This window comes from Rhizobium sp. 10PS4 (genome assembly GCF_032464805.1).
GTDB lineage: Bacteria > Pseudomonadota > Alphaproteobacteria > Rhizobiales > Rhizobiaceae > Rhizobium > Rhizobium laguerreae.
In genome coordinates this window covers 115,810-141,727 of record NZ_JAWDIW010000015.1, presented here as the reverse complement: position 1 = coordinate 141,727, position 25,918 = coordinate 115,810, and the positions used below count along the sequence as shown (strand labels likewise).

The window sequence follows — 25,918 nt, the reverse complement described above, 5'->3', positions numbered from 1 at the left end:
GCTAGCTCCGTGGCGCTGCCGAGATGCCGCGGGACCATGACGGTCTCCATTCGCCGAAGCGCCGGATCGTACCATTTTTCGCCGTCAGCATCCCCTTCACCGAAGCGAGCTGCCGGGCGCCGTAACGCGCCGTCTTCGTGGATCGATCGATGAGCGACTGCGGCACGGTAGCCAAGCCGGAATTGAAACACCCGCAAAAAGAAAGAAGCCCGGTCGGAACCGGGCTTCGATAATCATGTCCCAAAATGGGAAGCGAGGCTTACATGCCCTGCGGGAAGTAGCTGTACTTGCCGTCCGGACCCTTCTTCCATTCATACATGATGTAGCCAGGAATCTTCGGGTCGCCCTTTTCGTCGAACGAAATGTCGCCGAGAACGGTCGGGAACGGGCCCTTCTCCTTCATGGCCTTGGCAACGGCCTCAGGATCCAGCGAACCGGCAGCCTTGGCGGCCCCGGCGATCGCCTGCATCGCAGCGTAGGAATAGAGCGTGTAGGCTTCCGGATTGAAACCAGCGGCCTTGAACTTCTCGACGAGTTCCTTGTTCGCAGGGTTCGCCGTCGGATCGGGGCCGAAGGTGTTCAGCGTACCGGCGACGGCGTCACCAGCGATCGAGGCCAGTTCGTTCGAAACGATACCGTCGCCCGAAACCAGCGTGGCCTTCAGGCCCTGGTCGGCCGCCTGGCGGATGATGAGACCGGCTTCGGTGTGCAGACCACCCCAATAGATGATCGAGACGCCGGCTTCCTTCATCTTGGCGATGAGGGCCGAGAAGTCCTTGTCGCCGACGTTGATGCCTTCGTATATGACTTCCGTGACGCCAGCGGCATTCATAGCCTTCTTGGTTTCGTCGGCAAGGCCCTGACCGTAGGGGGTCTTGTCGTGAACGACAGCGATCTTGGCGTCCTTGAAGTGATCTGCAAGATATTTGCCGGCGATGGCACCCTGCTGGTCGTCACGGCCGCAGGTGCGGAACGTGTTCCACAGGCCCCGCTCCGTGAAGGTCGGGTTCGTCGCGGCCGGGGTGATTTCGAGGATGCCGTTTTCGGCATAGACTTCCGAAGCCGGGATCGAAACGCCCGAGTTGAAGTGGCCGATGACAAACTTGACGCCGTCAGCAGCGAACTTGTTGGCGACCGAAATGCCCTGCTTCGGGTCGGAGACGTCGTCGCCGAGCTCGATCTTGATCTGCTCGCCGTTGATGCCGCCAGCCGCGTTGATGTCGGCGGCTGCCTGTTCAGCACCCTTCTGGAGCTGAGCGCCGAACGCGGCGTTCGGGCCAGTCAGCGGACCAGCGACAGCGATGAGAACGTCGGCCCACGCGTTGCCGCTGAAGGCGACCATCGCCGTCAGAGCCACCGCCGACAGAAGAGACTTCTTCATATTATTACTCCCAATTTTTGGGCGGGTTCCGGTCTAAGGCCCAGCGCACTACCCACCATTGACTGCGCCAGGAAAGCTGTTCCACTCGGAAGGCAATTCATGCCTAGTTTCAACGGACTGTCAATGTTTGTCCTTCCACGAAAACGCGGAAGTTTTCTCGTACAGCCAGTAATAGTTGTTAACCATCTGATTGGTGCGGCGGTAGCGGAAGCCGGCCGTCGAGAACACCAGCAGCGTCACGAAGTCGAGGATATAGTAGAAGGCGTTGAGCATCGGCCCATTGAACAGGGCATGATGCAGGAACTGCATCGCCCAGGCGAGCAGAAATGTATAGACGATGACCAGCGGATAGTCGCTCCAGCCCTCGGCAACCGCTTTGCCGGCGCGCCAGGCCGTCCAGAAGCCTAAGAGCAAGACGATGACACGGATCGCCACAAGGGGGCCGGCATCCGCTTCGAAGAAAAGTCCCTGCATGTCAAACTCTCCTTTCGAGCTAGTGTCTTCCGCCTTCGAGATAGGCGGCGCGGACCTCGGGATTGGCAAGAAGCTCCTTGCCGGAGCCGCTCATCGTCACCTTGCCGTTCACCATCACGTAGGCGCGGTGAGAAAGCCTGAGGGCGGCGAACGCGTTCTGCTCGACGAGGAAAACGGTCAGCCCCTCCGCCTCGTTGAGCTTCCTGATCGCCTCGAAGATGCCCTTGACGATCAGCGGCGCAAGACCGAGCGAGGGTTCGTCGAGAAGCAGCAGTTTCGGGCGCGCCATCAGCGCGCGGCCGATCGACAGCATCTGCTGCTCGCCGCCCGAAAGTGTTCCACCCCGCTGGGCGTGACGTTCCTTGAGACGCGGGAAGAGCGTGAAGATCTTCTCAACGTCTTCGGCGAAGTGTTTCAGATTATCGAGGCCAGCGCCCATCTGAAGATTTTCCAGAACCGTCATGCGCGGGAAGATGCGGCGGCCTTCCGGCGACTGTGCAATGCGCAGACGGGCGATTTCATGCGTCGGCATGCGGGTGATGTCGCGGCCCTCAAAGACCACCGAACCGGTGCGGGCCTGCGGGCTGCCGCAGATCGTCATCATCAGTGTCGACTTGCCGGCGCCGTTGGCGCCGATCAGGCTGACGATCTCGCCCTTGTTGACGTGGACATCGACGCCGGCCAGCGCCCGGATATTGCCGTAATAGGTTTCGACGCCATTCACCTGAAGGAGCGGTTGACCCGTCATTACTTCATCGCCCATCAGTTTGCGCCTCCTTCGAGCTGCTCGACGGCTGCGATCACCTCTTCCACTTCCTCATCCTCGACACCGAGATAGGCCGCGATGACCCGCGGATCGTTCTTCACGTGATCCGGTGTGCCATCGGAAATCTTCTGACCATATTCGAGGACGACGACGTGGTCGGAGATTTCCATGACCACAGACATGTCGTGCTCGATCAGCAGGATCGACGTCCCGGTTTCGGCGCGAATGCTCTTCAGCAGAGCGTTGAGCGTTGCCGATTCCCGTGGGTTGAGGCCGGCAGCCGGTTCATCCAGGCAAAGCAGCTCCGGGCCGGTGCACATGGCGCGGGCGATTTCGAGACGCCGCTGGGCGCCGTAGGGCAAATCGCCGGCGGGGTCGTCGGCGCGGTCGATAAGGTCGGCCTTCTCAAGCCAGAAACGGGCAAGCTCGATCGCCTCGGCCGCTTCCCGCCTATAGGGGCCGACACCGATAAGGCCGAGGATTGTATAACCCGATGCCTTCATCAGCTTGTTGTGCTGGGCAACCAGCAGGTTTTCCAGAACGGTCAGGCCGGAGAACAGCCGGATGTTCTGGAAGGTACGCGCGACCTTGGCTTCCCTGGTGATGCGAAAGTCCGGCAGGCGCTCCAGCAGGTATTGCTTGCCGCTCTTCTGGTTGAACGTGATCATGCCCATCGTCGGCTTGTAGAAGCCGGTGATGCAGTTGAAGACGGTGGTCTTGCCGGCGCCGTTCGGCCCGATCAGCGCGGTGATATCGCCACGCTTGGCTTCGAAGGAGAAGTCGTTGATGGCCATCAGGCCGCCGAACTTCATCGACAGGTGTTCGACCTTGAGAAGAGTGTCGTCAGACATCGTATTCGTCGTCACGGGGCTCATCAACCATGGCCCTCCTTGATGAAGCTTCCGGATATCGCCTTGCGCTCTCTGAGGAAGGCTGTCGGCTCACGCGAGCCGACGAAGCCGCGCGGCTTGAACAGCATGACGACGACCATGGCGAGGCCGAAGATCAACATGCGGTAAAGTTCCGGCGTAAAATCTGGTCCGAAGATGAGTTTTAGGAAGCTCATCTCGCGCAGCAACTCGGTGCCGCCGACCATGACGATGGCGGCGATCGCGATGCCGGTCAACGACCCCATGCCGCCAAGGACAACAATGGCGAGAATGACGGCCGATTCCAGGAAGACGAAGGATTCCGGCGAGACGAAGCCCTGGCGGGCGGCGAAGAACGAGCCGGCGAAACCGGCAAACATCGCGCCCGTCGCAAAGGCGGTGAGCTTGGTCGTCACCGTGTTGATGCCGAGCGAACGGCAGGCGATCTCGTCTTCACGCAAAGCTTCCCAGGCGCGTCCGATCGGCATGCGGCGCAGCCGGATGGTGACATAGGCCGTCAGCATGCAGAGCGCCAGGATCAAATAGAACAGGAAGATTTTGTAATAGGCCGAGGAGATCGGCAGGTTAAAGAGTTTGGCAAAGCCGCCGGCCGTCGCATCGAAGGGAATGCCGAAGAGTGTTGCCTTCGGGATACTTGAGATACCGAAGGTGCCCTTCGTCACTTCAGTCCAGTTGATGAGGACGAGACGAATGATTTCACCGAAGGCAAGCGTCACGATGGCAAGGTAATCGCCGCGCAGGCGCAGCACCGGGAAGCCGAGAATGACGCCCCAGAGTGCGGCGAAAATGCCCGAAAGCGGCAGCAGCACCCAGAAGGACAGGCCGAAATAGCTCGAAAGCAGTGCGTAGGAATAGGCGCCGACGGCATAGAAGGCGACATAGCCAAGGTCGAGCAGGCCGGCAAGGCCGACGACGATGTTCAGCCCCCAGGCGAGCATCACATAGATCAGGATCTGAATGCCGAAATTGTCGACATATGTCAGCGAGCCCTGAGGGCCTTTGATCGCCACCACCACCATGGGATAAAGCAGCAGCGCGATCAGCGCGATCTTCAGGAAATGCCGGTGGAAGAAGCTCTTCTCTGTCGAGATATCGAGTTCGCCCTCGCGCGCCTTGCTGAGCTTGCGGCGGTCGATATTCGGCCTGATGAAAACGACCATGGCGAAGCGGCCGATGGCAGCGACCGCGACGAAGATCGCAAGCAGGCCCCAGCGCTGGACGATGATCAACTCATTGCTGATGTTCTGGTCGGTCTTGAGGCCGACATAGAGAACGAACATGCCGAACGACAGGACGGCGGCGAAAAGAGCTTCGGTAAGGCCTTTGCGGACAAGTCCGGCATCGGGCTTGCCTGCAGAATTTTCGGTGTTTGCCATGACGTTATACCTTCTCGACTTCCGGCCGCCCGAGGATGCCGGTCGGCTTGAAGATCAACACGAAAGCCAGGATCGCAAAGGTCGCGACGTCCTTGTAGGCGATGGTGAAGTATGCCGACCACAGCGACTCGATAAGGCCGATAAGGAGGCCGCCGAAGACGGCGCCGGGCAACGAACCGATACCGCCGAGAACGGCTGCCGTGAAGGCCTTCACACCAGGCGTGAAGCCGTCGTTAAACGAGGCAACGCCATAATACATCAGGTACATCGTGCCGGCGACCGCTGCGAGTGCCGCACCCATAACGAAAGTGATGGAGATCGTCTGGTCGACGTTGACGCCGAGCAGCGCGGCCATCTTGCGATCCTGCTCAGTGGCGCGCTGGGCACGGCCGAGTGCCGTACGATTGACGATGTACCAGAAGATCGTCAGCAGCACTGCGGTGATCACGATGATGATGATCTGCTTCAGCGACACCGAGATGTTGCCGAACTGGTAGACCGAGCTCACCATCGGCGGGATCGGCTTGTTGCGTGGACCCTGCGTCACCTGGATGAAGTTGGACAGCGTGATCGACATGCCGATCGCAGTAATCAGCGGCGCCAGGCGGAAGGACCCGCGCAGGGGCCGGTATGCCACGCGCTCGATCGTCCAATTCCACAAACTCGTCATCAGCATCGCAACGACAAGCATCACCAGCAGCAGAACGGCCACCGGGAGACCTGCGAAGATGGATGTGAGGACGAGGAAGACGATAAGAGCGGCGAAGCCACCGAGCATGAAGATGTCGCCATGGGCGAAATTGATCATGCCGATAATGCCGTAAACCATCGTATAGCCAATAGCCACAAGGCCATAGATGGATCCGAGCGTCAGCCCGTTTAAGAGCTGCTGGACGAAATACTCCATATGTCGTTTTCCCCTGGATGCGAGCGAAACATGCTGCATCTCTTTTTGGTTCTTTGGTTCCCCGTTTCAGGGAACCTCATAGGCCGAATGCATAGCGGTTTCGTTGGAAATGTGAAGACAAAAAGGATTTACTCCGACAGATTCTTGTCAGAACAGGCCTAAATGGCGCGTTTTGAACCAAAATCCACAGAAAAACGGCAGAGCGGGGCCTATTTTTAGCCAGAAACTACAACTGGGTTAACCATCCGGAGATATCGCCGTCGATTTCCTGCACTGCTTGCTGCGTAAGCTATTCCACAGAATTGGAAGATGGAGCAAATTCAGACCCCAAGGCAGCCCCTTTGACGAATGCCATTTCACCAGCGATGCCGCATCTTCGTCTGACAAGGCTGAAAACTTATGGTAGCATCATCAGGCTGCGTATTGAGGGATGCGGAGCACGACGGGGAACACCATATTAACTTGCGTATCTGGTTGTGACAGGGATGGTTTGCGGACGAGCGACAGCGGGGTGCTCGCCGCGTGGCGAACGGCAAAAGGACAATGCTGAGGACATTTGAAAAGGCGGCGCTCGAAGCCGGCAAGGCCATCATCACGGTCTTGCGCGAAGGCTTCCCTGTCGCCATGAAGGCGGATGCAAGTCCGGTCACGGTCGCCGACGAGGAGGCCGAACGCATCATCCTCGCTCATCTCGCCAGAGATTATCCCGAAATACCAGTCGTGGCGGAAGAATCGGTCGCCGCCGGAAAAGTGCCCGACATTGCCGGGCGAGGCTTCCTCCTGGTCGACCCTCTCGACGGCACCCGTGAATTCGTCGACGGACGGCAGGAATTCACTGTCAACATCGCCTATATCGAGAACGGCGCCCCGGTGGCCGGCATCGTCTATGCGCCGGCGCTGGGGCTTGCTTTCTCTGGAGAACGCGGCCACGCTGAAAGGCTCGTCGTCATGGACGATTTCACGGTTGGCGCACGCAGCGCAATCACGGTGCGCGAACAGCCGGACGACAGGCTGGCGCTTGCAAGCCTTCGCCACAACAGCCCGGAGACCGGGAGCTTCCTCGCCGACCACGCGATCTTCAAATGCACCAATATCGGTTCCTCTCTGAAGTTCTGCCTGCTCGCCGAAGGCAAGGCCGACGTCTATCCGCGTTTCACCCGCACGATGGAATGGGACACCGCGGCCGGTGATGCGGTGCTGCGTGCCGCCGGCGGTTCGACAGTGACGCTGGACGGAATGCCGCTGACCTACGGCAAGACGGGAACGGCGGCCGATTTCGACTTCGCCAACCCGAACTTCATCTCCTGGGGTGGCAGGAAACGCGTCCTCGAACCGGCGTGATCACCCGCGGATATCGCTGAATACCGGCAGGCGGCGCAATCCTTTGCCTCGCCGCCAATCCGCGATCTCCGACAAACGCCCCCCTGAGCGGGCCGTCTCTTTGCCCGCCAAATAACCTCCCCCCTGCGTGTCTGGAAGCATGTCCATTTCGAGCTGTGGAGTGATTCGCGCGATCGGGTCTCACCAACTGATTCTGGCCGTAAACTCGTCGTCTGCATCTTTTCCAGACGCTATCGCTTCACCAAGCCTGCCTTGATTCTGTCACATTTTGACACGGCTTCTAGGATGATCGATATCTTCATCAGAGAAATTTCGCCTCGTGTTCCCTTAAGAAATACAGTTAAGAGACCTGGGTCACGTGCCGAAACGGTGCGTCGCCAGCCCGCGCAAACCCTCGCCAAAGTCCTAAAAACCTTGACGAAATTCCAATTATTAACGAAATATCATGAGTTTGCCTCAACTTAACGCAGATGCGAAAGATTTGTTGCGATGCGATATTTCTCTGGACACCATTACACAATTGTCGCATTTTTCCGTTTTAGTAGGGTTACCAAGACCTAAGTGCAGCCCTGGTGACAGGGTTAACCATTGATCGCCTATTGCCGCCGCGCCCCCTCGAAGACAACAGAGTACGATCCTTGAGCATCACGGAATTAAACAACAGCATTTCGACAGAGTCCTTCCGGCCGAGCCGCCGCCAGCAGCCGAGCCTGAAGATTCAGACCCCTGTTATCCACAGCGATGCGCCGCAGGCGCCGTTGGTGGATTTGGTCCTGAAGCGGGCGTTCGACATTGTTTCGTCGTTGAGCGCCCTCCTCGTCCTCGCCCCTTTCCTTCTGTTCGTCGCCCTGCTGATCAAGATCGACAGCCCAGGGCCGGTGCTCTTCAAGCAGACCCGCTGGGGCAAGAACTGCAAGGCCATCAAGGTCTACAAGTTCCGTTCCATGCGCACCGACCTCTGCGACGTCTCCGGCGTTGCCCAGACGGTGATGAACGATCCGCGCGTCACTCGCGTCGGTGCCATTCTGCGCCGCACGAATGTCGATGAGTTGCCGCAACTGCTGAACGTACTGCTGGGCCACATGTCGGTCGTCGGCCCGCGCTGCCATGCGATCGGCATGCGCGCCGGCGGCGTGCTCTACGAAGAGCTCGTACCGGAATACCATCAGCGCCATGCGATGCGCCCCGGCATGACGGGTCTTGCCCAGATGCGCGGCCTGCGCGGTCCGACCGATCGTCCGGCCAAGGCGCGCGCCCGTATCGCCAGCGATCTCTACTACGTCGGGAATTTTTCGATCTTGATGGACATGCGCATCATTTTCGGAACCATCGTGTCGGAGCTGACCCGCGGAAAAGGCTTCTAAAGCGCGTCGCGATCTTTCAGATTCGCTGCTCGCGCTTTAGTCTTTGTTTTTGCGCATGTCGCACAAAAAGCGATGCACATTTTGCGCTACATGCTTCCCAGCTTTAGCTTTGTGAGAAGGGCCGGCTGCCTCAGAGCAGCCGGTACCGGAATGCTCCGGCGACCGCCTGCATGCGGCTGACCGAATCGAGCTTGCGCATCGCGCCCTTCAGATAACCAACCACCGTATGTGCCGAGAGATCGAGAATGATCGCGATCTCGTCGCTGCTCTTGCCGGCCGCCGACTACAGCGCTGCGCGTCTTTTTAGACGCGCAAAGGACGCTGTAGCACTTTGAATTGCTGCCTGATTCCTTAGAGCCTTTCCGGGTTAGATTGAAGCATTCTGCCGGAGCAGGTTTTCGTCAGGGCAAAGGCGATTGGCGACGGGCATACCCCTTGGTACGTCCGAGCCGATCGCCTTTGCCCTGGCGCAAAGATGCCCGGCCCTTCGGGTTGGCTAAAACGGACCGGCTGATCGACCGGCCGGCTTGGCCGTAGAGCTTGGCTACGACGCGCGCCGGCCGGTCGACCATCCGACTCCGTTTGAGCCAACAGAATGCTTCAAGCTGACCAGGAAAGGCTCTAAATCGATTCCGATTTAAGGAATCAGGCAGCGTCGCAGGCATTCGATTTCGCGCCGGGTGAGCGTCTCTAACGGGCCATCCTCCATGGAGCCGTAGAGCAGCGCCATCGCCTGCTCTCGCGTGGGCATAGGACAGCCGCCTGAGAAGGCGAAGATGTATTGTTTCAGGTCAGCGTCGTGCAGCGTGAAGGCGAAGGTATTCTTCATCCCGTGCAATTGAAAGAGCGCGTTGAGTTTGCGGTTTTCCTGATTGGCCGCGCTGCCCGCAAACGACCCCTCCTCGCAGAAGATCGGCACGATTATCCGCTTCATCGCGGTCACCAGTCTACTGCAATAGAAGAGATCGGCAGCCTCGTAAAAGCCGACAAGGCTTTGCGGCCAATTGCTGATCAACCGGTTTTCGGTGAAAGCTGTGCGGTCGCCCCGCGGGAAAGCCGAGAGCAGACAGAAATCGAAGCCCACAAGCTTCGCCATCGCGTCGAGCCGTTCCTTGCCGTCGTCGGCCGAAACCCCGGCGCGATCGGCCTGCGAAGGCGAAAATGCAGCATCCTCAGCGCAGTCGCCGACTGCGCGTTCACGTCTTTTCAACTTCATATCCTCGAATGGCCAGCTTCGGCTCGGCCTTGCTGTCACCGGGACATCAGCAAAGACGGCTTCTGCCCGCATTCCGAGGATACGAAGCATCAAAAACGCGAACTGGACTGATACAGCGGGAAGAACGGAGACGAAGTCTTGCGCTCATCCTTATGTTGCCGCCCTTATAAGATCGTCCCGGGAAATCAGCTAATATTTATTCCGCATGGCTCCCATGCAGGCGCTACAAATTGATGTGGCGGCAGACAGCGGCCCCCATCGCCGGCCAGGGCGGGCGTCTAAATTTGTTATCAAAGTCTTACGATGGGTTTAGGCAATTTTTAAATGTGGCAGGCTAGAGTGGGGCTCGTGGTCTTGCGTTGTGTAGAGAGTCCAATGACCGAAATGATACGTCCCCGAGTAAAATATGTCATCGGCCCCGATGGCAGCCCCCTGACGATCGCGGATCTTCCGCCGCCCAATACGCGGCGCTGGGTGATTCGCCGGAAGGCAGAGGTTGTCGCGGCTGTCCGCGGTGGCTTGTTGAGCTTGGAAGAGGCCTGCGAGCGTTACACGCTCACGGTCGAAGAATTCCTGTCCTGGCAGTCGTCGATCAACAGCCACGGTCTTGCCGGCCTGCGCACCACGCGCATTCAGCAATATCGTCACTGATCACACCCCAGCATCGACGACATTTATTTCGGGCCGGACGCATCTCCCATGAGGGAATGAAGAAGGCCCGAAATCACTGACGAGGCCGCGTAGCACCAGAGGCCGGGCTGCGTGAAGGCATCCGCCAGCCCCGTCGTCTTCGCCGCCGCAATGACGATCGCGACGAGCAGCACATCCATCATCGACCACTTGGACAGATGCGGTACGACGCGACGATAGAACAGGCTGCCGGCCCCACCCCCGGAGGCCGTCGCTTCTGCGGTGATCCCCATCGCCTCCACGGTGATGCCGATCATCTTTAGAAACGGGAGCAGGATCGAAACCAGGGCGACGATTGCCGCCAGCAGCTCGTCCCCGCCTTGCCAGAGCGAGACGATGATTTCGATGAGCGACGGCGTTTCGTCGAAGAAATACAGCGTCTCGAAACGGACCAGCGGCAAGACGAGGCCGAGCGCCAGGAAGAACGGCGCAGCCACGAGAAGCACGGGGCGAGCCATCGAAAGCGCACTCATTGCCCTGAACCTCTCATCGATCCGACATTTTGCATGAACACTCTGTCTCCTGCCTGTATTGCCTCCACGGCTTGGCACGACCGCGCCGCCATGTCACGGTCCGCTACGACAATATCGGTTATGAGGAAAGACAATGGACATTCGAAGTGAGGAAGGCGTCTCCGGCGGCCGCTATGCGGCCGAGGTCGAAGGGCACGAGGCGGAGATGACCTATTCACGCACATCGCCTAAGCTGGTCATCATCGATCACACGGGCGTTCCCGATTCGCTGCGCGGTAAAGGTGTCGGCCAGGCGCTGGCGCTCCACGCCGTGGAGGCAGCCCGCAGCGGCGGCTGGAAGATCATCCCGCTCTGCCCATTCTTCAAGGCGCAGGCGCAACGCCATCCGGAATGGAAGGATGTCGTGAATTAATGCATGTCGCCCAAAAACGCACAGCGGGTTTGGGACAAGGACACGCATAAAATAAATCGTCCCTGCGGGGGACGAATCTCGTTTCCGGTGGGAGCGACGCCATAAGGCAAACACCAAAAGCCATGTATAACGGACAGCGCGCCCATCATACATGGCTTCTCAGTGGCGATCCCAGGGCGCCGAAGCCGGCACCCAGCCGTTTCTCTTACGCCCTTGCTCTGGCGCCGCCGTCACGCTCTTCCAGCGCTGTGGCCCTTGCATATTCCGCTTGCATCTCCTCGAGCGCCATTTCCAGCGTCTCTTCCTGCATCTTCAGTTCCTTGATCGAAACCTGCAGGTTGTCGGCCCGCTGACGCGCGGCCTTGGCGAAGGTCGGATAAGCAAAGTGATTCGGGTCGGAAATACCGGACTTCTTTTCCTCGACGACGATCTGGCTCTCCAGATCCTTCGTCATCCGTTCGAATTCGGACATCATCATCTGCAACTGCTGCAACTGACGTCGTTTTTCGTTCACCTGAAATTCCTTCAGGCGAACGAGACTTTCTCGCGACTTCATACGCATTACTCCCGTGATGCGAGACCCCGGCTCAACTTGAAACCGCCCTGCGCGCCGCTTTGACACGGTTTGCTAAAAAATTTCCCGCGATATTAACAAATACCTACCGCTGGTAACCTTTCGTTTACGGGCATCGTTAATGATAGGCCCTATGATTTAAGGGTCGGTAAATGCCGAGGCATGAAGTTCGAACCTTTTCATTGGCGAGTCGGATGAATCACTTAGCGATGTTTCCTAATGTTAAAGTTGAGGAACACCTTTTTGAGATTCCTATTGGAAAACAGAGAAATGGAAAAATTGTTTAATAAATTCGATACTCCTTGCCAGAGTGAATTAGAATTTGTTAACCATTTCGTGGCAGCTTTCAAATCACGTAGCGTGTTCGGTATCGTGTAGGGGGCCAGACCACCTTTCGGCGGCGGTAAAGGGGATAATTATGCGGGTACTTCTAATCGAGGATGACAGCGCGACGGCGCAGAGCATCGAGTTGATGCTTAAATCAGAGAGTTTTAATGTTTATACCACCGATCTCGGTGAAGAAGGCGTCGATCTGGGCAAGCTGTATGATTATGATATCATCCTTCTCGATCTGAACCTGCCCGACATGTCCGGATATGAAGTGCTTCGCACTCTCCGGCTGTCCAAGGTCAAGACGCCCATCCTTATTCTGTCGGGCATGGCCGGCATCGAAGACAAGGTTCGCGGCCTCGGTTTCGGCGCTGACGACTACATGACCAAGCCGTTCCACAAGGACGAGCTCGTCGCCCGCATCCACGCCATCGTCCGCCGCTCCAAGGGACACGCCCAGTCGGTCATCATGACCGGCGAGTTGATCGTCAACCTCGATGCCAAGACGGTCGAAGTCGGCGGCCAGCGCGTCCACCTGACGGGCAAGGAATATCAGATGCTGGAGCTGCTTTCGCTCCGCAAGGGCACCACCCTCACCAAGGAAATGTTCCTGAACCACCTCTACGGCGGCATGGACGAGCCGGAACTGAAGATCATCGACGTCTTCATCTGCAAGCTCCGCAAGAAGCTCGCCAACGCTGCCGGCGGCGCCAACTACATCGAGACCGTCTGGGGCCGTGGTTACGTTCTTCGCGAGCCGGATGGTGCCGAATACGCCGAAACCGCCTGATATTTTTTCCGATCCCCCTTATCGGATAAACGAAGATCCCGCCTTTTCGGCGGGATTTTCGTTTCTGCCTGCGCAATAAGAATCCGCCCTCACCTCAGGCCGGATCGGCCTGAAATCCTCTGTTCTTTCGATCTAGGAAATAACCTGGGGCGGCCGAGACCGCTTGCACGCGGCATCATGCTCCGGTGGTGCCGATATCGGCGGAAGAGATCTGCCCGTCAGGCGGCGATCGCGCGGTTTCCGAAAACGGCGGTCAGGATCTTGCGATCGAACGGCTTCAGCAGGAAGTCGGTGGCTCCGGCCCGTTTGCCCGCCATGAGTTTCTTCAGATCCGCCTCGACGACGCAGTAATAGATCTTGACCTCTTTGCCGCCCTCCATGGCACGGATGGCGGCGATGAGGTCGAGGGCGCCTTCCATGCCGGAATCGACGATCAGATATTCCGGCAGCTCCGCCTGGCAGCGCTGCAGCGCCTCGCCGGCGTTGGAGGCCTCGCTGACCAGAAAGTCGAGTTCGGAGAGAATGCGCTTGCCGACCTTGCGGACGATGTCCGAATTATCGGTGATCATGAACCTTTGCATGGCCGCTCCTTTGCCCCCGCATTCGTCGCAGCAAGAGGCCTCTTACAACCCTGGAGAATAGGTCCATCAGGCTAACGAATCGTTACCGGACGGGGCGCCGACACGGGTCCGCGCCCCGAAATCAGGCTGCCGCAGCCACTGCCGTGAACACCAGTTCGTCGGCGCTGGCGCTGTGATCAAGCGTCATTCCGCACTCCTGCGCCAGAAGCACGGTGTAATAGGGCTGGATCGAATGGGCATCGATCGCTTCCTCGATAGTGCCGGTCGATATCTCGACGAACTTCGGCGGCAGGCGCATCAGTTTGCCTTTGGACGTGAGCTTGAACTTCGCATCGAACTCGGGATTTTCGAGCGTTACCTCGAGCACGCCGCCGCGCGGAATGGCGGAATAGGCAACGAGGAAGAGGTTGAGCAGCAGCTTGACACGGTTCTTGGCGACGATGGCGCGCGGTCCGTTCCAGATCACCTCGGTCTTCTTTTCGGCGACGGCGAAATCCTTGGCTGCACGCTCGGCCTCGCCGGTGTCGATCGAGGCGCCGACGGAACCCGACGCGCCGAAGGCGAGACGTGCGAATTTCAGGCGGACGGAAGCATTGAGCGCGCTGGTGCGGATCAGGTCCATCGCATCGGCATCGGCGCCGCCTTCATCCAGGAGCTCCAGCCCGTTATTGATCGCGCCGACCGGCGAGATGACATCGTGGCAAACGCGGCTGCAAAGAAGCGCGGCCAGATCCGGGCCGGACAGGGTGAGATTGGGGTTCTTGGACATCATTGTCTCCTGATGGGCGGCAACTCATTGCGCCCGGAATATGCTTCATCAAAATTGCGCGAAGTTTGCGATCGTACTCGGTGCCATAATGACACCATATTTGGTAAACCGATTGTTAAGATCATCGGCGCAAAATGCACCAATCGCCGCGAGCGGTTGCCCGCTCTCAGCCAAACGACGAACGGATGACACCATGCGCCCTCGATTTCCGCACCGATTCATCGGCTTCTGCAGGTTACTTTCGGCCCTCATCGTCTCCTCGCTGATGATTGCCGGGCCGGCCGCCGCCCAGGACAACGGCCAGTACACGATGCAGGAAATCGTCGACACCGGCCACTCCTTCTTCGGCTCTGCCAGCGGCGGACTTGCCAAGGTCGTAGAAAGTGCCTTCCAGAAATACGGCCTGCCGAACGGCTATATCCTCGGACAGGAAGGCGGCGGCGCCTTCATCGCCGGCCTTACCTATGGCGAAGGCCAGCTGAACACCAAGAACGCCGGCGAACATAACCTCTACTGGCAAGGCCCCTCGCTCGGCCTCGATTACGGCGGCCAGGGCTCACGCGTGATGATGCTGGTCTACGACCTGCCCTCCGTTAACGGCATCTATGCCCGCTTCGGCGGCGTCAGCGGCTCGGCCTATGTGATCGCCGGCTTCGGCATGACGCTGCTCAAGAACAACGACGTGCTGGTCGTGCCGATCCGCACCGGCGTCGGTGCACGCCTCGGCGTCAATGTCGGCTATCTCAAAATCACCCAGGCGCCGACCTGGAACCCCTTCTGAGGCCTCAAAGCCGCTGGAATCTGCCGCCGTCTCCACCGGCGGCCTTGCCATGCGCGTCACGCGTGCTTAATCATCGCGGCTGACCTCGTATCAACCTTCTTACCGATGGCCGCGCCGTGATCGAATATGCTCTCTTGTTCGGATTGGGCTTCCTGACCGCGGCCTTCCTCGTCTTTCTGGTCTCGCCCGCCGTTCACCGCCGCATCGTCTGGTATACGGAGAACAGGCTGAAAGCGACGATGCCGCTGAGCCCGCAGGAGGTCCGCGCCCAGAAAGACATGGTGCGCGCGCTTTATGCCGCCGAAAACGCCCGCACCACCCAGGACCTTCTGCGCGAGCGCGAGAAATCCCTGTCGTTCCAGCTTCGCCACGACGCCCTCGCCGTCGATGCCGGCAGGCTTGCCGCCGAGATCGGCGAATTGCAGGCCCAGATCGGCGAGATGCATGTCGAGGCGGCCGACCAGCGCTCGCATCTGCGAAAGGACGAGAACTATATCAGCCAGTTGAAGACCAATCTGCATATTGCCGAACAGTCCGCCGCCAACAAGGAGAGCGAACTGGCGACGATGCGGACGCGGCTGAGCAAGCTCGGTGAACAGGCCGATGGGCTGAGAATAGACCTGGCCGCGCGCGAGACCGAGGCGGAGAGCCTGAAATTCCGCGTCAACGCGCTGCGTGACGAACGGGACACGCTGCGCCAGGACGTCAGCTTGCTGCAAAAGCGCGCCAAGGATGCCGAACAGAAACTGACGCAGCAGCAGCATATGGTGATCCGCCTGGAAGATAAGGCCGCGCGCGAGAGCGCTTCCGCCATCGAAAAGGAAAACCTGGTCGCTCGCCGCCAGCAGGAGATCGCCAGGTTGAAGGAGCAGTTGAAGGCCGCCAACGCCGAGATCCGCAAGGTCAACCGGGTGCTGCGCGACGCCGGCCTTGCCGGGATGGCCGCGGAGCTGCCGGCGGAAATGACGGAAGACACGACCACATCCACTCTCGACACCGCCATCGTCACGGCTGAGATGGGCGAGGATGTCCGTAAACGCAGCGCCGCCCTGGCCGAGCGCCTGCAAAAGGCAAAGGCCGTAGCCGGACGCGATGGTGCGATCCGCGAGGAGATCGCCTCGATTGCCGCCAATATGGTGGCGCTGACCGCACTGAACGAGGGGGCCTCTTCACCGATCCGGACGCTGCTCGTCGAAGCTGCTGAAAAGAAGCCGAACGATCGCGTCAGCCTTGCCGACAGGGCGGCCGCGATCCTCGCCGATCCCCCGAGCGTCCGATAGGACGCGCGGCGCGCCATCATGTTTGACCATCATGTTTGAATTGACGCAGAAACCTGAAAGTCAATCCGATTTGAGAAGGATCTGCGTTAGACCCGGCCCATCGCCGAGGCCATGGAAAACAGCGCGATCCCCGTCGCCGTCGCGGCATTGAGACTGTCGAGTTCCTCCGACTGTGGAATGCGCGCGCTCTGGAACCGCGCAAGCAGCGCCTCCGGCAACCCCTCGCCCTCGGTGCCGACGACGAGCGCCATGCGCGTCGAGGCCGGAATGGCGCGGATATCGGTCTTGCCGTGCGGTGAAAGCGTCCAGATGGCAAAGCCCCGTTCGGCAAGCGCCACGAGCACATCGAGCGCCTTGCCGCCGCGGCGGTGTGGAACGCTCAGCACCGAACCGACCGAGACACGCAGAGCCTTGCGGTAGAGTGGATCACAGGAGGTTTCGTCGAGCAGCACCGCATCCGCCCGGAAGGCGGCCGCATTGCGGAACATCGAGCCGGCATTGTCGTGGTTGGAAATGCCGCAGCCGACGAGCAGCAGCGCCCGTTCCGGCAGCGCGTCGAGAAGTGCCGCCTCCCCACGGTCCTGTCGCCGGCCGAGCGCGAGAACGCCGCGATGCAGATGGAAACCGACGACGCTATCGAGCACATCCGCCCCGGCGACATAGACCGGCACATCGGCCGGAAACCGCTCCAGGATGGGCAGGACGCCTTCGACGCGGTTGCGCAGCAGCAGGATCTTCTCGGCGAGAAAGCCGCGGCCTGCCGCATGCGCCTCGGCGAGCATGCGCAGCACGACGGTGCCTTCGGCGATGAAGCGGTTCTCTCGGCCTGTCAGGTCGCGCTCGCGGATCTCGCGGAATTCAGCGACGCGCGGATCGTCGGCGCTGTCGATGTCGATTGGGACGGCGGCCATGCCGGCCTCAATTGCCCGTAACAGTGACGTCGGCGACGGTGCGGCCGGTCCTGAGGTCGTAGACCAGCGCCTTGTTCCTGCCCTCGACCGTTTCGCCGTAGAACAGAAGCTGCCCTGCCGAAAACGAAGTGGACTGCACCTTGAAGCCGAGCGGCAGGGAAACGGTTGCCGCAAGCGGCGCATCCGAGGGCACGCCGGAGGCGGTAACAGCGGACGCCGTCTCCTTCGGCTCGCTGTGCATCACCTTGTAGACAACCGCGCCGAAGACCGCCATAAGGCTCACGAACATGATGGCGCCGGAAACGATCTGCAGGCGGACCATCTTGCGCCGGACACTTTCCATCGCCGGATCAAGGGGCTTCTCTTCCTGGTCGTCTGGCTCGATTGCTGTCATCTGTGCGTCCCGTTCTAAAAAATACGTCGGAGAAGAAGCGTCTTGAGCGACCCCTTTAAACAAGCAGCCGGCAATAGAAAAGTCCTGACCGCCGATGAAACTGCCGAAGGCCGGTTGGACGCCTGGCTGACGGCGCAGGTCGGCGAGGAATTTTCGCGCAGCCGCATCAAGGCGCTGATCAAGGACGGCCAGGTTTTTCTGCGCGGCGAACCCGTCACCGACCCGCAGCGCAAGGTGCGCACCGGCGACAGTTTCGAACTCACGCTGCCCGAGCCGGAAGACCCGACGCCGCAGGGCGAGGACATCCCGCTCGATATCCTCCATGAGGACGACGACGTCATCGTCATCTCCAAACCTTCCGGTCTCGTCGTCCATCCCGGCGCCGGCAACTGGACGGGGACGCTGGTCAACGCGCTGATCCACCATTGCAGCGATACACTTTCCGGCATCGGCGGCGTGCGCCGCCCTGGCATCGTCCACCGTCTCGACAAGGACACGACAGGCGTCATGGTCGTCGCCAAGAACGACATTGCCCATCGCCACCTGTCGCTGCAATTTGCCGACCATGGCCGCACCATGCCGCTCGAGCGGGCCTATCAGGCAATCGTCTGGGGCCGGCCCCGCACGCTGTCGGGCACGGTCGACGCGCCGCTTGGCCGCGCCACCGGCGACCGCACGCGCCGCGCCGTCAAACGCCCCGACAGTCAGGACGCCGACGAGGCGATCACGCATTACCAGGTAATCGAGCGCTTCCATGAGAAGCCGGACGCGACCGCGTTCGCCTCGCTGGTCGAGTGCCACCTCGAAACCGGGCGCACCCACCAGATCCGTGTCCACATGGCCCATATCGGCCATCCGCTGCTCGGCGACACGGTTTACGGTGCCGGCTTCAAGACCAAGGCCAATCTCCTGCCCGAAGAGATCCGCAAGGTCGTCAACGGCTTCGGCCGCCAGGCGCTGCATGCCTTCATGCTGCAGTTCGAGCATCCGCGCACCGGTGAAATCATGCATTTCGAGGTGCCGCTGCCGGATGATATGGTCGAACTGGTCGACGCGCTGCGGCGATAAAGCCGGGCTCCGAATGCCGCCTGCCCAACTCACACCTGCGTGAGCGGCACCTTGAACCGCTGTTTCGCCACACTTATCTGTATATTGACTTAGTGCGGGCTCGCAGTAGAGCCGCACGTCCCGGTTTGCCTTTTTTAACGCGAGGATGCGTTTCCATCGGGAACCGGAATTCACTTTAGGAGGGTGCACTATGGCCCGAAATACCTTGCCGTCCATTACCGCCGGTGAAGCCGGTCTCAATCGTTACCTCGACGAAATCCGCAAGTTCCCGATGCTGGAGCCGCAGCAGGAATACATGCTCGCCAAGCGTTATGCCGAGCATGGCGACCGCGATGCTGCCCACAAGCTCGTCACCAGCCACCTTCGCCTCGTTGCGAAGATCGCGATGGGCTATCGCGGCTACGGCCTGCCGATCGGCGAAGTCGTCTCCGAAGGCAATGTAGGCCTGATGCAGGCCGTCAAGAAGTTCGATGCCGAGCGCGGCTTCCGCCTCGCCACCTACGCCATGTGGTGGATCAAGGCCTCGATCCAGGAATATATCCTGCGTTCGTGGTCGCTGGTGAAGATGGGCACGACCGCCAACCAGAAGCGCCTGTTCTTCAACCTGCGCCGGCTGAAGGGCCGCATCCAGGCAATCGATGACGGCGACCTGAAGCCGGAGCACGTCTCGGAGATCGCCACCAAGCTGAACGTCTCGGAGGAGGAGGTCATTTCGATGAACCGCCGCCTCTCCGGCGACGCCTCGCTGAACGCGCCGATCAAGGCAGCCGAAGGTGACGGCGGCCAATGGCAGGATTGGCTGGTGGATGACCACGACAGCCAGGAAGACGTGCTGATCGAACAGGATGAACTCGAAACCCGCCGGCGCATGCTGGCGAAAGCGATGAGCGTGCTGAACGAGCGCGAACGCCGCATCTTCGAGGCGCGCCGCCTCGCCGAGGATCCAGTGACCCTGGAAGACCTTTCGACTGAATTCGACATCAGTCGCGAACGCGTTCGCCAGATCGAGGTGCGCGCCTTCGAAAAGGTGCAGGACGCCGTCCGCAAGGAAGCCCTGGAACGCGCCAAGGCCGTCCGGGTCGTCGAAGCCACGGCATAAGCCTGTCGCGTGATACAATTGAAGAAGGCGGGTCCTTGCGGCCCGCCTTTTCTTTTTCATTCATCTTTGTCCGCAGCCTCGGCATCACGCCAAGATCGGGAAACCGTCACTGGCTCGTCGACACATCTCCGAGCGCAGTCCATTCCTTGATCGCGGTATTGAAGGCGTCCGTTCCCGTACCGCCCTTTTCCATCGTCAGCAGCGCGCGGCGGCCGTTGCGGTAGGTGATCGGAATATCGATCCAGTTGCGGGTCGACATCAGGTCGAGATTGGCCTTGCGCGCATCAGGGTAGTCGTTGAGCGCGATCATGTGGAAGTCGTCGGTGATCTTGGCCGGAACCGCGATCAGCGCGTCACCGCGGTCCTGCTCCGTGCGCTTCATCGAAATGCGCTGGACGCTGTCGATGCTGCCGCCTTCGAAATTCGGCGGCACCGAGAAGACGATCTCGACGAGATGGCTTGCCGGCAGCGACGGATCGGAATTGCGCTTGAAGGTGACGAGAGCCGAGAGATTGCGCTCGGGAACCGTGACATTGCCCTGCACCGTCGCCTCCTGCCGGCCATCCTGGCCAGCCTCGTGCTGCACGCTCCAGACAACCGATCCCTCGATCGCCGTCGGCGAGCTCTGGCCGATGCGCTCCTCGTAGAGGAACATCTTTTGCGACGAACCGACGGGCGCGGTCTGCGGCGGCGATGCCACGGGGCCATTCGGCGGCGTCCGCGTGTCGGCGGGTGCCGCATCGCCCTGCGCGCTGGCAGGCGGTGTATCGGCTGCCGCAACATTCTGTTCGGCGACCGACTTTCCTTCCGCGGTCGGCGTTCCCGGCACAGTCGCCGGGCCACTGTCGACCTCGGTTCCATCGGTCAGCAGCCGCTGGGTGAATTTCGAATTGGCCGCAGCGCCGTCATTGTTCACTGATGCTACCTGCGGGTTCGGCTGCGCCGGCGCCGCTGGAGTATTCTGCGCTCCTGGTGTGGTTGGCTGGGCTGGCGTCACCGCGTCCGGCTGGGCAGGCGTCGCCGAGCCATCCGGCGGCGTTGCCGCCTCGTTCCTGGTCGCCTGCGACGGTGCCGAGCTGACGAGCCCGTCGACCATCGCCACCAGCGCCTCCCTGTTCGTCCAGCCGGCATAGGCGCCGCCACCAATCAGGATGAGTGCGAAGATGAGCGTGATCACGGTGCCGATGCCGAAGCGGCGGCGCTTCGGCTCCATACGGAAGCTCTTGCCCTGCAGCTTGGAGGCGACAATCTGATCGATATCCATCGACGGATTGGCGTCATCGTCATCGGCGGCGACAGAGCCGCGGCGGTCGTAGCCGCGCAGCGCCTTCGCCTCGCGCCAGTCCTCGCTCGGCGCGCCGCTAGCAGGCGCAGGCTTGCCGTTGTGCACTTCGGCGAAGATATCGACATCGTCGAAATGAGAGGCAACCGGCGTCTTCTTATTGTTGCCGGCCTCGATCGGCGGCAGATCGTCGAAGGCGGCCGTCTCCCAGGAAAAACTTTCCTTGGCGGCCGGCATGACGGCGGCGGGTGCCACTTTTTCGAGGCTCGATATCACCTCCTCGAAGGCGCGCGCCGAGGCATCGGCGGTAATCGGCGCCGGCGCCGTCTCCGAATATTGCCGGAGTTCCTCTTCCGCCCATTCGGTCTCCGCATCCTTGGGCGCCGGAGCCGGCGTTTCGGCAACGGGCTCGGTCCAGACGGGGTCGAAATGCGCCGCAGCTTCGGCCTGCAACGGCTCCTCGCGGCTATGCTCGACGAACTCCTGCGGACGATCGAAATCGGCGACCGGCTCCACCAGGCGGTTGGATGCGTGGTCTATGCCGCGGGTGATCGGCGGCAACGGCTCGTCGGGCTCGTAAGCCTCCTCGGCCCCCGGCTCCTCGCTTTCCACCGCCGCAGGTTCGCCCGCGATCTCGTCGGCTTCCAGGGGATGCGGCTCGTCGGCACGGTCTTCGTCGGCTTGTTCGTCGCGATGCTCGGCAGGTGGCGCTTCCCAACCGTCATGTTCGGCCGGTACGTCTTCGGCAGCGACGTCGCGCGCCTCGCTGGCATGCCATTCCTCGGCCGGCGCTTCCTCCTCCTGCGAGGGATGCCAGTATGTCTCGGCCGGACCGGATGTTTCCGGCGAAACCGATGTCTCGGCGGAAACAGGGGTTTCCGCGGAAACAGGGGGTTCCGCGGGAACGGATGTTTCAGGGGAAACGAGCGTTTCCTGGGAAAGAGGCTCCTCCGCAGCGACCTCTTCCTCAGCTTCCTCCGGCGCGGCGGATTCCACATGATCGGGCTCGTCGGCGGCCTCGGCCGCCTGCGGTTCCGCATAGGCTTCGTCGACCGGTTCCTCGACAGCCGTCTCCGGCGCCGGTTCGCTTTCGTCGGGAACCGCTTGTTCTTCGAAGGATTCCGCCGCGGCGACGGCCGCAACCGGCTCATCGAGCGGCATCGCCTCGGAGTGTTCGCCTTCCACTTCGCGGATGGCAGCCTCGAGCTTTTCGAGCTGGCGTTGCAGCATGGCTTCCGGCGGACGCGGCTTCATGTTCTCGAGCTGCCGCTGCACTGCGCCGCGGGCACGTTCGTAGACTTTCACCCGCATCTCGGGGGTATTTTCAGCCAGGCCGTCGACGGCCCGCCGAATGACTGCAATAAAATCCGCCATTAGTACTTTCTCAAGAAGTCCGGCACTCTACCGAACCATCCTCCACAGTGACCCGTGAGCTTAATCCTCAAACGGATCGGTCACAAGTATCGTGTCATCCCGCTCCGGGCTGGTGGACAGGAGCGCGACGGGCGCCCCGATCAGCTCTTCGACCTGGCGAACATATTTGATCGCCTGTGCCGGCAGATCCGCCCAACTGCGGGCGCCGACGGTCGATTCCTTCCATCCCTCCAGGGTGACGTAGATCGGTTCGACCCTAGCTTGCGCTCCCTGGCTTGCGGGAAGATGGTCAATCTGTTCGCCGTCGAGCATGTAGCCGACGCAGATCTTCAATTCCTCGAGACCGTCGAGCACGTCGAGCTTGGTGAGCGCGATGCCCGTGATGCCGTTGGTGGCGACCGACTGGCGTACGAGTGCGGCGTCGAACCAGCCGCAGCGGCGCTTACGCCCCGTCACAGTACCAAATTCATGCCCCTTCTCGCCCAAGAACTGGCCAATTTCGTCGGTGAGCTCGGTCGGGAACGGGCCTTCGCCGACGCGCGTCGTATAGGCCTTGGTGATGCCAAGAATGTAACCGAGCGAGCCGGGTCCCATGCCGGAACCGGCTGCCGCCTGGCCGGCCACCGTGTTCGAGGAGGTCACGAAGGGATAGGTGCCGTGATCGATATCGAGCAGGCTGCCCTGCGCGCCTTCAAAAAGGATGCGAGCACCCTTGCGGCGCTCCTTGTCGAGGAAGAGCCAGACCGTATCACGGAAAGGCAGTACCCGATCGGCGATCGAGGTCAGTTCGTCCATGATCGCCTGGTGGCTGACTTCGGCAACGCCAAGGCCGCGGCGAAGCGCATTGTGATGCGTCAGAATACGGTCGACCTTGCCGGAAAGACTCTCGAGATCGGCAAGATCCATGACGCGGATGGCGCGGCGGCCGACCTTGTCTTCATAGGCCGGGCCGATGCCGCGGCGCGTCGTGCCGATCTTGGTGCCGCTGTTCGAGGCCGCATCCTCGCGCATCGCGTCGAGCTCGCGGTGCAGCGACAGGATGAGCGTCGCATTGTCTGCAATGCGCAGATTGTCAGGCGTGACCGCCACGCCCTGCGCCTCCAGCCGGCCGATCTCGGCGATCAGCGCATGCGGATCGACGACGACACCGTTGCCGATGACGGCCATCTTGCCCGGGCGCACGACGCCGGACGGCAGCAGCGAGAGCTTATAACTCGTGCCGTCGATGACGAGCGTATGGCCGGCATTGTGTCCGCCCTGATAGCGCACAACGATATCCGCACGCTCCGAAAGCCAGTCGACAATCTTGCCCTTGCCTTCGTCACCCCATTGCGAACCGACCACGACTACGTTCGTCATCCAACTCTTCCTGTTACCGGCGCGGAACCGCGCACCTGCTCAAACCCGCGCATCTATAAAGCTTTGTTTTTTGGAAAGCGACCCTGTTGTCACAGCAGATTGGGCTTTTTACGTGACAAATCAGCAGCCGACGGGCTATTTCCCCTCACAAAACGCCGCTCGGCGATCGCGGAAAGACGGGAAGAACGCTCTTGCAAGCCACGGCCTATATCTGCCTCGTTATCGCCACCCTCTGCTGGGGCGGCAACTCCGTCGCCGGCAAACTCGCGCTCGGGCATATCAGCCCGATGATGCTGACCTTCCTGCGCTGGTTCCTCGCCGTCGCGATGATCGCCGTGATTTCAGTACCGCAGTTGCGGAAGGACTGGCCGGTAGTCAGGAAGAACCTGCCGCTGCTCCTCTTTTACGGCGTCATCGGCTACACCCTTTTCAACGCCATGCTTTATTCGGCCGTGCAATATACGACGGCGATCAACGTCGCCATCGAGCAGGCCGGCATCCCGATGCTGATCTTCCTGCTGAATTTCATGTTCTTCCGTACTGGCATCTCGCTGGCGCAATGTCTCGGTTTCGGGATGACGCTGATCGGCGTCGCTCTGACCGCCGCACATGGCGACCTCGCTACGCTGCTGCAACTCAGCCTCAACCGCGGCGACGGGCTGATGCTGATCGCCATTGCCGCCTATTCGGTCTACACGATCTTCCTGCGCTGGAAGCCGCCGCTCGACTGGCGCACGCTGATGGCGGTCCCGGCGCTCGGCGCCATGCTGACCTCGCTGCCGCTGCTCCTCTGGGAAGCCGGCCGGGGTGCCGCGCAGTGGCCGGACCAGGCCGGCTGGGTCATCACTCTCTACACGGCGATCTTCCCGTCGCTGGTGGCGCAGATCCTCTATATCAAGGGCGTCGTGGCAATCGGCGCCAACCGCGCCGGCCTCTTCATCAATCTCGTGCCGGTGTTCGGAACGCTGCTTTCCGTCGCCCTGATCGGCGAGAGACTGCAGTCCTTCCATGTGATCGCACTGGTGCTGACCTTGGGGGGCATCGCCATCGCCGAAAAGGGCCGTCCGAAAGCTTCGTCGCCGACCGTGCCCGCCTCACCCATGGATTAAAACCTTTTCCTGGTCAGGAAAGGCCTCTAACCAAGCTCCAGCGTCGTCACGCCGAAGACGTGCTTCAGCGGGATGGCCGGTGCCGGTCCGCGATACATGCGTGTCGTCTCGAACACCGGTTGAAGGCCGATGCCTTCGGCAAGCGCGACCGCCTCGTGGTTCTCTGCGGGAATGTCGATGAAGACCGCGGCTCCCTTCGCCTCGGGGATCAATTCGGCAAGCAGCGCCGCGGCGCTGTCGGCATCGTTGGCAAAGAGCGGGCCGACCTTGTAGCCCTCGTAGCAGCGGCGGATCGTGCCGTAACCGCGGATCTTGTGGCTCTTGCGCACCACCGCCGAACGACGGCCCTTGCGGGCGGTGCACCAGGCAGCGAGAAAAGCATCCCGCGGCTGCGGAAAGATCGCCGAATCATATCGCTGCAGGCCTTCGAGGCGTGAATCCAGCACCGGTTGCGCGACAAGCGTCGAGACAGGCAAGGAAGTAGCGACACCGCCGTAACGAATGGTGGAATAGGCAGGTTCGAAGCCGGCCTTGCGGTAGTTGTCCTGCTGTGCGGCGACGCCGTCGAGACCGATCGTGCGGTCTCCCGCGCTGGCAATGCCCGCCGCCCAGATCGCCTTGCCATAACCCTTGCCACGAAAATCGGGATGGACGATGTAGAGGCCCAGGAAGGCGAAAATATCGCCGTATTTGACGACCGAGATCGAGCCGACGGGGACTTCACCGATGGAGCCGACGAAAAATCCCGACGGATCAGCCTCGTTGAATGCAAGCGAATCGTCGAGACCAGGGTTCCAGCCTTCCTGACGCGCCCATTCGAGCACGAGTTCCAGTTCGCCGGGCCGCATCGAACGAACGGCAAATTCCGAATTCATGCAACTTTCCCAGATTGAATGTCCCGCAAGTCCATCCCGGCAACGGCAAAGC

General features: G+C 60.8%; 26 protein-coding genes and 1 pseudogene. 10 read left to right on the top strand and 17 right to left on the bottom strand.

Translation table 11 applies throughout. The features are described 5' to 3' along the window. Nucleotides 1-259: 259 nt before the first annotated feature. From RWJ89_RS27005 to RWJ89_RS26980, 6 genes are all read right to left on the bottom strand, one after another. Nucleotides 260-1,381, bottom strand: a complete 1,122-nt coding sequence (locus tag RWJ89_RS27005; RefSeq protein WP_077979108.1) for a branched-chain amino acid ABC transporter substrate-binding protein — start codon at nucleotides 1,379-1,381, stop codon at nucleotides 260-262. A gap of 120 nt (nucleotides 1,382-1,501) precedes the next feature. Continuing rightward, nucleotides 1,502-1,855: a DUF6867 family protein gene (locus RWJ89_RS27000; protein WP_017961754.1), complete on the bottom strand. Its 354-nt coding sequence runs from the start codon at nucleotides 1,853-1,855 to the stop codon at nucleotides 1,502-1,504. Nucleotides 1,856-1,874: 19 nt separating this feature from the next. After that, nucleotides 1,875-2,618: an ABC transporter ATP-binding protein gene (locus RWJ89_RS26995; RefSeq protein ID WP_003542336.1), complete on the bottom strand. Its 744-nt coding sequence runs from the start codon at nucleotides 2,616-2,618 to the stop codon at nucleotides 1,875-1,877. Continuing rightward, nucleotides 2,618-3,496: an ABC transporter ATP-binding protein gene (locus RWJ89_RS26990; RefSeq protein WP_003542337.1), complete on the bottom strand. Its 879-nt coding sequence runs from the start codon at nucleotides 3,494-3,496 to the stop codon at nucleotides 2,618-2,620. Before RWJ89_RS26990 ends, RWJ89_RS26995 begins: the two co-directional genes overlap by 1 nt. Then, nucleotides 3,496-4,887, bottom strand: a complete 1,392-nt coding sequence (gene livM, locus RWJ89_RS26985; RefSeq protein WP_025395697.1) for a high-affinity branched-chain amino acid ABC transporter permease LivM — start codon at nucleotides 4,885-4,887, stop codon at nucleotides 3,496-3,498. Before livM ends, RWJ89_RS26990 begins: the two co-directional genes overlap by 1 nt. A gap of 4 nt (nucleotides 4,888-4,891) precedes the next feature. Continuing rightward, nucleotides 4,892-5,794, bottom strand: a complete 903-nt coding sequence (locus tag RWJ89_RS26980; protein WP_003542342.1) for a branched-chain amino acid ABC transporter permease — start codon at nucleotides 5,792-5,794, stop codon at nucleotides 4,892-4,894. 543 nt (nucleotides 5,795-6,337) lie between these two features. Between RWJ89_RS26980 and cysQ the strand changes: the two genes are divergently transcribed. Both cysQ and RWJ89_RS26970 read left to right on the top strand, forming a co-directional pair. Next, on the top strand, nucleotides 6,338-7,135 hold the full coding sequence (gene cysQ / locus RWJ89_RS26975; protein ID WP_221953714.1) for a 3'(2'),5'-bisphosphate nucleotidase CysQ: 798 nt from the start codon (nucleotides 6,338-6,340) through the stop codon (nucleotides 7,133-7,135). Between the two features lie 638 nt (nucleotides 7,136-7,773). After that, nucleotides 7,774-8,499 carry a sugar transferase gene (locus tag RWJ89_RS26970; RefSeq protein ID WP_026265403.1) on the top strand — a complete coding sequence of 242 codons (726 nt, stop codon included), beginning with the start codon at nucleotides 7,774-7,776 and terminating at the stop codon, nucleotides 8,497-8,499. A 130-nt stretch (nucleotides 8,500-8,629) separates the two neighbouring features. Here the strand turns inward: RWJ89_RS26970 and RWJ89_RS26965 are convergent. Further along, nucleotides 8,630-8,782: pseudogene (locus tag RWJ89_RS26965) on the bottom strand (LuxR C-terminal-related transcriptional regulator); the annotation flags it as partial. A gap of 354 nt (nucleotides 8,783-9,136) precedes the next feature. Next, entirely contained in the window at nucleotides 9,137-9,715 is a 579-nt protein-coding gene (locus RWJ89_RS26960; protein WP_245503901.1) for an autoinducer binding domain-containing protein, read from the bottom strand. 375 nt (nucleotides 9,716-10,090) lie between these two features. Here RWJ89_RS26960 and sciP point away from each other — a divergent pair, with 375 nt between their 5' ends. Further along, nucleotides 10,091-10,366, top strand: coding sequence for a CtrA inhibitor SciP (gene sciP, locus RWJ89_RS26955; RefSeq protein ID WP_007533628.1), 276 nt, complete (start codon nucleotides 10,091-10,093; stop codon nucleotides 10,364-10,366). A gap of 23 nt (nucleotides 10,367-10,389) precedes the next feature. Here the strand turns inward: sciP and RWJ89_RS26950 are convergent, their stop codons facing one another. After that, nucleotides 10,390-10,956, bottom strand: coding sequence for a paraquat-inducible protein A (locus RWJ89_RS26950; RefSeq protein WP_183594430.1), 567 nt, complete (start codon nucleotides 10,954-10,956; stop codon nucleotides 10,390-10,392). Between the two features lie 55 nt (nucleotides 10,957-11,011). On the opposite strand from RWJ89_RS26950, the gene RWJ89_RS26945 reads away from it, so the two are divergent. Continuing rightward, the gene (locus RWJ89_RS26945; RefSeq protein ID WP_077979110.1) at nucleotides 11,012-11,290 is read left to right on the top strand and encodes a GNAT family N-acetyltransferase; all 279 of its coding nucleotides are present in this window, start codon (nucleotides 11,012-11,014) and stop codon (nucleotides 11,288-11,290) included. Nucleotides 11,291-11,495: 205 nt separating this feature from the next. On the opposite strand, the gene RWJ89_RS26940 is transcribed toward RWJ89_RS26945, so the two are convergent. Beyond that, nucleotides 11,496-11,846: a hypothetical protein gene (locus RWJ89_RS26940; protein ID WP_003542353.1), complete on the bottom strand. Its 351-nt coding sequence runs from the start codon at nucleotides 11,844-11,846 to the stop codon at nucleotides 11,496-11,498. 436 nt (nucleotides 11,847-12,282) lie between these two features. Between RWJ89_RS26940 and ctrA the strand changes: the two genes are divergently transcribed. Next, nucleotides 12,283-12,984: a response regulator transcription factor CtrA gene (gene ctrA / locus RWJ89_RS26935; protein ID WP_003542362.1), complete on the top strand. Its 702-nt coding sequence runs from the start codon at nucleotides 12,283-12,285 to the stop codon at nucleotides 12,982-12,984. Between the two features lie 218 nt (nucleotides 12,985-13,202). Here the strand turns inward: ctrA and RWJ89_RS26930 are convergent, their stop codons facing one another. Then, the gene (locus RWJ89_RS26930; protein ID WP_003542364.1) at nucleotides 13,203-13,565 is read right to left on the bottom strand and encodes a response regulator; all 363 of its coding nucleotides are present in this window, start codon (nucleotides 13,563-13,565) and stop codon (nucleotides 13,203-13,205) included. A 121-nt stretch (nucleotides 13,566-13,686) separates the two neighbouring features. After that, nucleotides 13,687-14,334 carry a histidine phosphotransferase ChpT gene (gene chpT / locus RWJ89_RS26925; RefSeq protein WP_003542366.1) on the bottom strand — a complete coding sequence of 216 codons (648 nt, stop codon included), beginning with the start codon at nucleotides 14,332-14,334 and terminating at the stop codon, nucleotides 13,687-13,689. Nucleotides 14,335-14,527: 193 nt separating this feature from the next. On the opposite strand from chpT, the gene RWJ89_RS26920 reads away from it, so the two are divergent. Together RWJ89_RS26920 and RWJ89_RS26915 are read left to right on the top strand one after the other, a co-directional pair. Then, nucleotides 14,528-15,115: a DUF1134 domain-containing protein gene (locus RWJ89_RS26920; protein WP_025395705.1), complete on the top strand. Its 588-nt coding sequence runs from the start codon at nucleotides 14,528-14,530 to the stop codon at nucleotides 15,113-15,115. Nucleotides 15,116-15,231: 116 nt separating this feature from the next. Next, a complete protein-coding gene (locus tag RWJ89_RS26915; RefSeq protein WP_017961762.1) occupies nucleotides 15,232-16,395 on the top strand; it encodes a hypothetical protein in 1,164 nt (387 codons plus the stop codon). Nucleotides 16,396-16,481: 86 nt separating this feature from the next. Here RWJ89_RS26915 and RWJ89_RS26910 read toward each other — a convergent pair whose 3' ends face one another. Both RWJ89_RS26910 and RWJ89_RS26905 read right to left on the bottom strand, forming a co-directional pair. Then, on the bottom strand, nucleotides 16,482-17,306 hold the full coding sequence (locus RWJ89_RS26910) for a TrmH family RNA methyltransferase (RefSeq protein WP_017961763.1): 825 nt from the start codon (nucleotides 17,304-17,306) through the stop codon (nucleotides 16,482-16,484). 7 nt (nucleotides 17,307-17,313) lie between these two features. Beyond that, nucleotides 17,314-17,700, bottom strand: coding sequence for a hypothetical protein (locus tag RWJ89_RS26905; protein ID WP_017961764.1), 387 nt, complete (start codon nucleotides 17,698-17,700; stop codon nucleotides 17,314-17,316). Nucleotides 17,701-17,742: 42 nt separating this feature from the next. On the opposite strand from RWJ89_RS26905, the gene RWJ89_RS26900 reads away from it, so the two are divergent. Together RWJ89_RS26900 and rpoH are read left to right on the top strand one after the other, a co-directional pair. Next, a complete protein-coding gene (locus RWJ89_RS26900; protein ID WP_017961765.1) occupies nucleotides 17,743-18,768 on the top strand; it encodes an RluA family pseudouridine synthase in 1,026 nt (341 codons plus the stop codon). A gap of 190 nt (nucleotides 18,769-18,958) precedes the next feature. Then, on the top strand, nucleotides 18,959-19,867 hold the full coding sequence (gene rpoH / locus RWJ89_RS26895) for an RNA polymerase sigma factor RpoH (RefSeq protein WP_017961766.1): 909 nt from the start codon (nucleotides 18,959-18,961) through the stop codon (nucleotides 19,865-19,867). Between the two features lie 106 nt (nucleotides 19,868-19,973). On the opposite strand, the gene RWJ89_RS26890 is transcribed toward rpoH, so the two are convergent. After that, nucleotides 19,974-22,523 (bottom strand): hypothetical protein, encoded by a 2,550-nt coding sequence (locus RWJ89_RS26890; protein ID WP_222062005.1) that lies wholly within the window; start codon nucleotides 22,521-22,523, stop codon nucleotides 19,974-19,976. A 60-nt stretch (nucleotides 22,524-22,583) separates the two neighbouring features. Continuing rightward, nucleotides 22,584-23,882 (bottom strand): adenylosuccinate synthase, encoded by a 1,299-nt coding sequence (locus tag RWJ89_RS26885; RefSeq protein WP_168284846.1) that lies wholly within the window; start codon nucleotides 23,880-23,882, stop codon nucleotides 22,584-22,586. A 191-nt stretch (nucleotides 23,883-24,073) separates the two neighbouring features. Here RWJ89_RS26885 and RWJ89_RS26880 point away from each other — a divergent pair, with 191 nt between their 5' ends. After that, entirely contained in the window at nucleotides 24,074-24,991 is a 918-nt protein-coding gene (locus tag RWJ89_RS26880; RefSeq protein WP_316028722.1) for a DMT family transporter, read from the top strand. Nucleotides 24,992-25,017: 26 nt separating this feature from the next. Here the strand turns inward: RWJ89_RS26880 and RWJ89_RS26875 are convergent, their stop codons facing one another. Continuing rightward, nucleotides 25,018-25,866, bottom strand: coding sequence for a GNAT family N-acetyltransferase (locus RWJ89_RS26875; RefSeq protein ID WP_221953709.1), 849 nt, complete (start codon nucleotides 25,864-25,866; stop codon nucleotides 25,018-25,020). Between the last annotated feature and the right edge of the window lie 52 nt (nucleotides 25,867-25,918).

Coding starts and splice junctions, on each gene's coding strand:
- livM (WP_025395697.1), bottom strand. CDS start 4,887: ATGGCAAACACCGAAAATTCTGCAGGCAAGCCCGATGCCGGACTTGTC.
- chpT (WP_003542366.1), bottom strand. CDS start 14,334: ATGTCCAAGAACCCCAATCTCACCCTGTCCGGCCCGGATCTGGCCGCG.
- RWJ89_RS26990 (WP_003542337.1), bottom strand. CDS start 3,496: ATGAGCCCCGTGACGACGAATACGATGTCTGACGACACTCTTCTCAAG.
- RWJ89_RS26890 (WP_222062005.1), bottom strand. CDS start 22,523: ATGGCGGATTTTATTGCAGTCATTCGGCGGGCCGTCGACGGCCTGGCT.
- RWJ89_RS26995 (WP_003542336.1), bottom strand. CDS start 2,618: ATGGGCGATGAAGTAATGACGGGTCAACCGCTCCTTCAGGTGAATGGC.
- RWJ89_RS26980 (WP_003542342.1), bottom strand. CDS start 5,794: ATGGAGTATTTCGTCCAGCAGCTCTTAAACGGGCTGACGCTCGGATCC.
- RWJ89_RS26930 (WP_003542364.1), bottom strand. CDS start 13,565: ATGCAAAGGTTCATGATCACCGATAATTCGGACATCGTCCGCAAGGTC.
- rpoH (WP_017961766.1), top strand. CDS start 18,959: ATGGCCCGAAATACCTTGCCGTCCATTACCGCCGGTGAAGCCGGTCTC.
- ctrA (WP_003542362.1), top strand. CDS start 12,283: ATGCGGGTACTTCTAATCGAGGATGACAGCGCGACGGCGCAGAGCATC.
- cysQ (WP_221953714.1), top strand. CDS start 6,338: ATGCTGAGGACATTTGAAAAGGCGGCGCTCGAAGCCGGCAAGGCCATC.
- RWJ89_RS26945 (WP_077979110.1), top strand. CDS start 11,012: ATGGACATTCGAAGTGAGGAAGGCGTCTCCGGCGGCCGCTATGCGGCC.
- RWJ89_RS27000 (WP_017961754.1), bottom strand. CDS start 1,855: ATGCAGGGACTTTTCTTCGAAGCGGATGCCGGCCCCCTTGTGGCGATC.
- RWJ89_RS26920 (WP_025395705.1), top strand. CDS start 14,528: ATGCGCCCTCGATTTCCGCACCGATTCATCGGCTTCTGCAGGTTACTT.
- RWJ89_RS27005 (WP_077979108.1), bottom strand. CDS start 1,381: ATGAAGAAGTCTCTTCTGTCGGCGGTGGCTCTGACGGCGATGGTCGCC.
- RWJ89_RS26905 (WP_017961764.1), bottom strand. CDS start 17,700: ATGACAGCAATCGAGCCAGACGACCAGGAAGAGAAGCCCCTTGATCCG.
- sciP (WP_007533628.1), top strand. CDS start 10,091: ATGACCGAAATGATACGTCCCCGAGTAAAATATGTCATCGGCCCCGAT.
- RWJ89_RS26885 (WP_168284846.1), bottom strand. CDS start 23,882: ATGACGAACGTAGTCGTGGTCGGTTCGCAATGGGGTGACGAAGGCAAG.
- RWJ89_RS26910 (WP_017961763.1), bottom strand. CDS start 17,306: ATGGCCGCCGTCCCAATCGACATCGACAGCGCCGACGATCCGCGCGTC.
- RWJ89_RS26940 (WP_003542353.1), bottom strand. CDS start 11,846: ATGAAGTCGCGAGAAAGTCTCGTTCGCCTGAAGGAATTTCAGGTGAAC.
- RWJ89_RS26875 (WP_221953709.1), bottom strand. CDS start 25,866: ATGAATTCGGAATTTGCCGTTCGTTCGATGCGGCCCGGCGAACTGGAA.
- RWJ89_RS26960 (WP_245503901.1), bottom strand. CDS start 9,715: ATGAAGTTGAAAAGACGTGAACGCGCAGTCGGCGACTGCGCTGAGGAT.